The sequence below is a fragment of the Saliniramus sp. genome (assembly GCF_035311605.1).
Classification (GTDB): Bacteria; Pseudomonadota; Alphaproteobacteria; order Rhizobiales; family Beijerinckiaceae; genus Saliniramus.
This window is the reverse complement of record NZ_DATGCW010000244.1, coordinates 1-7,329: the sequence shown is the minus strand read 5'-3', so window position 1 is coordinate 7,329 and position 7,329 is coordinate 1. Positions and strand designations below refer to the sequence as shown.

The 7,329-nt window shown below is 64.5% G+C and carries 8 protein-coding genes; 3 read left to right on the top strand and 5 right to left on the bottom strand.

The annotated features are described in order from the left end of the window. From VKP01_RS11030 to VKP01_RS11020, 3 genes are all read left to right on the top strand, one after another. Positions 1-906, top strand: a 906-nt coding sequence (locus VKP01_RS11030; protein WP_324412244.1) for a vWA domain-containing protein, incomplete at its 5' end; no start/stop codon positions are given. 4 nt (positions 907-910) lie between these two features. Continuing rightward, complete coding sequence (locus tag VKP01_RS11025) at positions 911-1,732, top strand: XdhC/CoxI family protein (RefSeq protein ID WP_324412242.1); 822 nt, start codon at positions 911-913, stop codon at positions 1,730-1,732. A 219-nt stretch (positions 1,733-1,951) separates the two neighbouring features. Next, positions 1,952-2,428 (top strand): carbon monoxide dehydrogenase subunit G, encoded by a 477-nt coding sequence (locus VKP01_RS11020; RefSeq protein ID WP_324412240.1) that lies wholly within the window; start codon positions 1,952-1,954, stop codon positions 2,426-2,428. Between the two features lie 57 nt (positions 2,429-2,485). On the opposite strand, the gene VKP01_RS11015 is transcribed toward VKP01_RS11020, so the two are convergent. The 5 genes from VKP01_RS11015 to VKP01_RS10995 form a co-directional block, all read right to left on the bottom strand. Further along, positions 2,486-3,790, bottom strand: coding sequence for a branched-chain amino acid ABC transporter permease (locus VKP01_RS11015; protein WP_324412237.1), 1,305 nt, complete (start codon positions 3,788-3,790; stop codon positions 2,486-2,488). Positions 3,791-3,816: 26 nt separating this feature from the next. Further along, on the bottom strand, positions 3,817-4,830 hold the full coding sequence (locus VKP01_RS11010; protein ID WP_324412235.1) for a branched-chain amino acid ABC transporter permease: 1,014 nt from the start codon (positions 4,828-4,830) through the stop codon (positions 3,817-3,819). A gap of 2 nt (positions 4,831-4,832) precedes the next feature. After that, positions 4,833-5,537: an ABC transporter ATP-binding protein gene (locus VKP01_RS11005; RefSeq protein ID WP_324412233.1), complete on the bottom strand. Its 705-nt coding sequence runs from the start codon at positions 5,535-5,537 to the stop codon at positions 4,833-4,835. A 10-nt stretch (positions 5,538-5,547) separates the two neighbouring features. Further along, the gene (locus VKP01_RS11000; protein ID WP_324412231.1) at positions 5,548-6,339 is read right to left on the bottom strand and encodes an ABC transporter ATP-binding protein; all 792 of its coding nucleotides are present in this window, start codon (positions 6,337-6,339) and stop codon (positions 5,548-5,550) included. A gap of 65 nt (positions 6,340-6,404) precedes the next feature. After that, positions 6,405-7,329 (bottom strand): ABC transporter substrate-binding protein (locus tag VKP01_RS10995; protein ID WP_324412229.1); only part of this gene is annotated, 925 nt, incomplete at its 5' end.

Here is a 7,329-nt window from a genome sequence, read left to right as displayed (position 1 = left end):
CCCGGTGAGAGCGCCGGGGCGCGCAACAGCCATCGCGCGCAGGAGGTCGAGGGCCTCGCCGGATCGACCGCCGGGCGCCCGGAAGCGCCGGATGACGACGGCGATGGCGAGGCTGCGCATGAGGGCGAGGGGCGGCTCGTGGGTGCGCGCATGCGCAATCTCATGCAGGTCGATCTGCGTCAGCTGGTGACGCCTCAGGATATCGCCGCCGCCGAGCAGGTCGCGATGCGCATCGCCCGCGCCATCCGCGACCGGCGCTCGCGCCGCAAGCGCGCCCATCGGCGCGGTGAGAGCCTCGATCTGCGCCGCATCGCGCGCGCCTCCATCGCCACCGGCGGCGAGCCGTTGCGGCTCTATCGCCGCAAGCGCCCCGAGCGCCCGGCCCGGATCACCGCCATTCTCGACGTGTCCGGCTCGATGGCGCTCTATGCCCGCATCTTCCTCGCCTTCCTCAAGGGGCTGATGCAGGCCGATGGCGAGACCGATGCGTATCTCTTCCACACAAGGCTCGTGCGCATCACCGATGCCCTGCGTGACGGCGACGCCTTGCGCGCGCTGACCCGGCTGTCGCTGCTCGCACAGGGCTTCGGCGGGGGCACACGCATCGGCGGCAATCTTGCGATTTTCAATCGAAATTACGCCAAGCGCCTCGTCTCGGGCCGCAGCGTCGTGATCATTCTCTCAGACGGCTACGACACGGATCCGCCGGAACTGATCGGCGATGAACTCACCCGGCTGAAGCAGCGCGGCTGCCGCATCATCTGGCTCAACCCGCTCAAGGGCTGGAAGGATTACGAGCCGGTGGCACGCGGCATGGCGGCGGCTTTGCCGCATCTCGATCTGTTCGCGCCCGCCAACACCCTGCAATCGCTGGCCGCTCTCGAACCAGAACTGATGAGGCTGTAGATTCATGACCGGCGATACCGACATTCTCGAACGCGTCAACGCGCTCAAGGCCGCCGGCGAGGCCTTCGCCCTCGCCACCGTGGTGCGCACCGTCTCCGTCACCGCCGCCAAGGCGGGGGCGAAGGCCGTGATCGGCGTCGACGGCTCCCTCTCGGCGGGCTGGATCGGCGGTGGCTGCGCCCGTGGCGCGGTCCTGCGCGCCGCCCGCGAAGCACTCGCCGACGGCAAGCCGCGGCTGATCTCGGTCCAGCCGGAGGACGTGCTCTCGGCGCGCGGCGTCACTGCCGGCGAGGAGCGCGAGGGGGTGGCCTATGCGCGCAACATGTGCCCCAGCAAGGGCACGATGGACATCTTCATCGAGCCGGTCCTGCCACGCCCGGAACTCGTCATCTGCGGCGCGAGTCCCGTCGCCCTGGCGCTGGCCGATCTCGCCCCGCGCTTCGGCTTCGCCGTCAGCGCCTGCGCTCCGGCGAGCGATCTCGCAGCGATGCCCGACCACGCCAGGCACGTCGAGGGTTTCGCCATTGACGGGATCAGCAACGGTTCACGCTTCATCGTGGTCTCGACCCAGGGACGGGGCGACGAGGCGGCCCTGCGCGCAGCGCTCACGGCGCCAGCGGATTACACAGCCTTCGTCGGCTCGCATGCCAAGGTCGCGGCCCTGCGCGCACGCCTCGTCGCGGACGGGGTTCCCGATGAGCGCTTCGAGAGCCTGCACGCCCCGGCGGGCCTCGATATCGGCGCCATCACACCCGAGGAAATCGCCCTGTCGATTCTCGCCGAAATGATCACCCACCGCCGCGCCGGCCAGCGCGCGGAGGCGTGATCACGATGCGCGCACCCCGCTTCATGAAGGCCGCGCCTGATCTCCCTCCCCTCAGGGAAGGGATCGAGGGTGGGATGAACCCGCACGAAAAATCATCAACGCCAATCATCTTCATCGCGCGCGCTCCCCACACTCGTTCCCTCCCCGCCGGGGAGGGAGGCGCCGTCATGAGGGGCGCGACCCGACCTTCACAAACCCCAACCAACAATGGAGGAAACCATGGAACTGAAAGAGGAAATCCTCATCCCCGCACCGCGTGACCGGGTCTATGCCGCGCTCAATGATCCTGAAATCCTGAAGGAATCCATCCCGGGCTGCGAGGAACTGGTCAAGCACTCCGATACCGAGCTGGAAGCGAAAGTCGTGCTCAAGATCGGGCCGGTGAAGGCGCGCTTCGGGGGCAATGTCACGCTCGATCCGTCCCAGGCGCCGGAGCAGTTCTCGCTCACCGGCGAGGGCTCCGGCGGTGCGGCAGGTTTCGCGAAGGGAAGCGCCACGGTGGAGCTGGAAGATCGTGGCGCGGAAACGCTGCTGCGCTATGACGCCAAAGCCGAGATCGGCGGCAAGCTGGCGCAACTCGGCTCGCGCCTGGTGCAGAGCACGGCAAAGAAACTCGCGGCAAAATTCTTCGCGACCTTCGCCGAGAAAGTGACCGAAGCGCAGGCTGTGAGCGAACAGCCTGCGGAAACCGCATAACCCGGCCATCCCGCGCGAGGAAGAACCCGCCGGAGACACCGGCGGGTTTTCGTTTTTTCACCGCAGCGGTTTCGCCGCACTCTTTTCCGGAATGAGCCCGCGCGGTGAGAAACGCATCACTGTAAGCAGGATCGCGCCCATCAAGAGCATGCGCAGATGCGGCGCGCTGTCGACGAGGTGTGATTGCATGGCCGGGCCGAAGGTGAAGGTCTCGGTGATGGTCTGCATCAGCCACAGCCCTGCCGGCTCGGCCTGGATCCAGACGAACCAGATCACGAAGCCGCCCAGCACCGCACCGAAATTGTTGCCCGATCCCCCGACGATCACCATCACCCAGATCAGGAAGGTGTAGCGCAGCGGGATATAGGTGGTGGGCGTGAACTGGCCGTCGAGGGTCACCAGCATGGCGCCGGCAATGCCGACCACGGCTGAGCCGAGCACAAAGACCTGCAGATGCCGGCCCGTAATGTCCTTGCCCATGGCGGCGGCGGAATCACGGTTGTCGCGGATCGCGCGCATCATCCGGCCCCAGGGGGAGTTCAGCGCCCGCTCGCACAGGATCATGATCAGCACCAGCACGATGACGAAGATCACCGCGAAAGCACCACGAACGGCGATGGAGGAGAGCACCGTCACCGGCATGTCGAGCTGCACGGCGAGATTGGCGAACCACTCGGAACGCTGCAATTCCAGTTCGTCCGGTACCGGACGCGGAATATCAGTGACGTTCTTAACGCCGCGCGTCAGCCAGTTCTCGTTCTTCAGCACCGACAGGATGATCTCGGAAATGCCGAGTGTCGCAATGGCGAGATAGTCGGAACGCAGGCCCAGTGTGACCCGCCCGATCAGATACGCCGCCGCAGCCGCAAACAGGCCGCCGACGATCCATGACAGCATCACGGGCAGCCCCATCCCGCCCAGATAGCCCTGCGAGGTCGGATTCACTGCCTCGATCGCATCCGTCGCTGGATCGGCGAAATGGCGGATGGCAAAATAGCCGGCAATGATGATCGCAGCTGTCAGGATATTGCGCCCGTACCCGGAATAGTGACGTCGCAGGGAGATCGCAGCGGCAATTGTGATCACCAGCATCAAGGCGGCCAGACCCAGCCCCTGCCAGCCCACCGCCCAGGCTTCGGTGACGGGGGGTATCGAGACGATGATCGCCGCCGACCCGCCCAATGCCGCGAAACCCATGATGCCGACATTGAACAGCCCGGCATAGCCCCACTGGATGTTCACACCCAGCGCCATGATCGCGGAGATCATGCACAGGTTGAAGATCGCCAGCGCCACCGTCCAGCTCTGGAAGACGCCGACCAGGATCAGGGCCAGCGCCATCGCCGCATAGAGCAATGGCATGCGATAATCGCTCGTCTGCACCGCCCTCATATCACGCGCCCCTTGAAGATGCCGTTCGGTCGTACCAGCAGCACAAGCACGAGAATGATGAACGACACGGCGAATTTGTAATCCGTGGAGAGCAGTTGGACGAGCCCGTCGGGCATCCACTCCTCCGGCAGGATATGCGACAGAACCCGTCTGTAGGCGTAGGTGATCCCTACCTCCGAAAAAGCGACGACGAAGCCACCCGCGATCGCCCCGAACGGTTGCCCGATCCCGCCCACCACTGCCGCCGCGAAGATCGGCAGCAGCAGCATGAAATAGTTGAACGGGCGGAAGCTCTTGTCGAGCCCGTAGAGCGTGCCGGCAATCGTGGCCAGCGTGGCCGCGATCACCCAGGTGATCAGTACGACGCGCCCGGGATTGATGCCCGACAGCAGCGCGAGATCCTCGTTGTCCGAATAGGCGCGCATGGCCTTGCCGGTGCGCGTCTTCTGGAGGAACCAGAACAGGGCGACGACCACGATGATGGCGACGACGAGGGTCAGAGCCTGACTGGAACGCAAGGCGAGCCCTTCGGACAGCCCCATCCATTCGCGCGATTCCCGGACCCGGATGAGAAAACGCTCGCCATCCTCGAAGCGGATATCGGAGGTGCCGATGAAAATGCGCGTCAGCGCATTATAGACGAACATCACCCCGACCGAGGCGATCACGAAGGTGACCGGCGCAGCGCGCTTCTTGCGATAGAAGCGGTAGACGAAGCGATCGGTCCCCATGGCGAGGAGCACGGCGGCGACAATGCCGAAAGGCAGCGCCAGCAGCGCCGTGGGGAGCGGCCCCAGCCCGATCCCCTGCGCCTGGAAAAACCAGGTGACGAGGATCACGGCCATGGTGCCGAAAGCCATCAGATCGCCATGGGCAAAATTGGCGAAACGCAGAACGGCGTAGATCAAGGTCACGCCGAGCGCGCCCAGCGCGAGCTGGGCGCCATAGGCAAGGCTCGGAATGATGACGAAATTCGCCAGGACCAGCAATGCGTTGAGAATGTCTTCCACCCTCAGCCCCCCAAAAAGGATCGACGGACTTCCGGGTTGGCGAGAAGCGCCTCTCCGGTGTCGGTGAAACGGTTGCGGCCCTGCACCAGCACATAGCCCTTGTCGGCAATCGCGAGCGCCTGACGGGCATTCTGCTCGACCATCAGAATGGCGATGCCGGTATTGGCCACATCGATGATCTTGTCGAACAGGTCGTCCATGACAATGGGCGAGACGCCCGCCGTCGGCTCGTCGAGCATCAGCACGTCGGGCCTCGTCATCAGCGCGCGCCCGACCGCGACCTGCTGGCGCTGGCCGCCGGACAATTCGCCGGCAGGCTGGCGGCGCTTCTCGGCGAGAACAGGAAACAGCGAGAAGACCTGTTCCATGGTGTCCGAGAAATCGTCGTCGCGGATGAATGCACCCATCTCGAGGTTTTCCTGCACGGTGAGCGTGCGGAAGACGTTGCCGGTCTGCGGTACGAAGCCCATACCGGCCCGCACGCGTTCCTGCGGCGTCATGCCGGTGATGGCGCGCTCGCCCAGCCGCACCGCGCCCTCGCGCAGGTTCAGCATGCCGAAGATGGCCTTCATCGCCGTGGATTTGCCGGCACCGTTCGGCCCGACAATGACCGCGACTTCGCCCTTGTCGACCGAGATCGTACACTCGTGCAGGATGTCCGCGCCGCCATAGCCGCCCGTCATCCCTTCTCCGATCAGAAAACTCATTTGGGGAGCCTCATGCGCCCGCCTTTGCCCGGTTGGGGCGCTGCTTCATGCCGGTGCCGAGATAGGCCTCGATGACCTGCTCGTTGTTCTTGACCGCATCGACATGCCCCTGCGTCAGTACCGTCCCCTCGGCCATGACGATGACCGGGTCACAGAGGTCGCCGATGAAATCCATGTCGTGCTCGATCATGCAGAAGGTATAGCCGCGCTCCTCGTTGAGGCGGCGGATCGCATCCGCGATGGTCTTGAGCAGGGTGCGGTTGACGCCCGCGCCGACCTCGTCGAGGAAGACTATCTTGGCATCCACCATCATGGTGCGCCCGAGTTCGAGCAGCTTCTTCTGGCCGCCGGAGAGGTTGCCGGCGAGTTCGTCGGCGACGCGGGTCAGTTGCAGGAAATCGATAACCTCGTCTGCCCGCACGCGCAGACCCGCCTCTTCCTCGGCAATGGCCTTGCGGTGGAAGAATGTGTTCCACAGGCGCTCGCCCATCTGCTCGCCGGGCACCATCATCAGATTCTCGCGCACGGTCAGCGTGGCGAATTCATGGGCAATCTGGAAGGTGCGCAGCAGTCCCTTGTGGAACAATTCGTGCGGCGGCAGGCCGGTAATGTCCTCACCGTCCAGAAAGATCTGGCCGGAAGTGGGCACGTAATGGCCGGCTATGCAGTTGAACAGGGTGGTCTTGCCCGCACCATTCGGCCCGATCAATCCGGTGATCGACCCTTTGGCGATCTCCAGCGACGCTCCGTTGACCGCGCGGATCCCCCCGAAGTGCATTTGCACATCTTCGACGCGTATCATTTTCTGCCCTCGACACATGCCGGCCCGGAGAAAAGCCCCGGGCCGGCAATGCCACCGTCACGTGATCAACGGAACTCGATGGTCTGGAAGTCCCCGTCATCGATCTCGTAGATGCGGTAACGACCGGCGGCTTCGCCGGGGCCGATCAGCTCGACGCCGGTGGCGCCGACGTAATCGATCTCACCGCCATTCGCGAGGATTTCCAGCCCCTTGGCGATCTCGCCAGGGAGAATCGGTTCACCCGGAGCATTGGCCACCGAGAGCATGGCGTCGCGGATCGCGGTCCGATCGGTGGAGCCGGCTGCCTGCATGGCGAGCGCGATCAGCGCACCGGCATCGTAGGATTCGCCGGTGAAGGACGACGAACCATCAAAACCGGCTTCTTCAGCCAGGTCGAGGAAGATGTCCGCACCCTCCAGGTCGCTGCCCGGTACCGTACCGAAGGTGCGACCATCCAGTTCGGAGCCGATCGCTTCGATGAGACTGTCACCGAACATGCCGTCGGCGAGCACGAAATTCTCGAACGCATCGATATCGATCGAGGCCTGGATGATGCCGCGACCACCCTGATCGACATAGCCGAACACGATCAGATTATCCGCACCTGCAGCCGAGAGGGCGCCGACTTCCGCAGAGTAATCCGCACGACCGTCTTCATGCGCCGCATTGATGACGACCGTGCCGCCGAGTTCCTCGTAAGCTGCTGTAAAGGCCTCCGTCAGGCCACGACCGTAGTCATTGTTGGTATAGGTGATGGCGACCGTGTCGATGCCGCGCTCCCACACGATATCAGCGACGACCTGGCCCTGACGTGCATCCGACGGCGCCGTACGGAAGAAGTAATCGTCATCGTCGATCGTGGTGAGCGCCGGCGAGGTCGAGGACGGGGAGACCATGACGACACCGTTGGGGATTGCCACGTTATTGGCAACCGCGATGCTGGCACCGGAGCAATCGGCGCCGACGATCGCAGCGACATTGTCCGAAGTG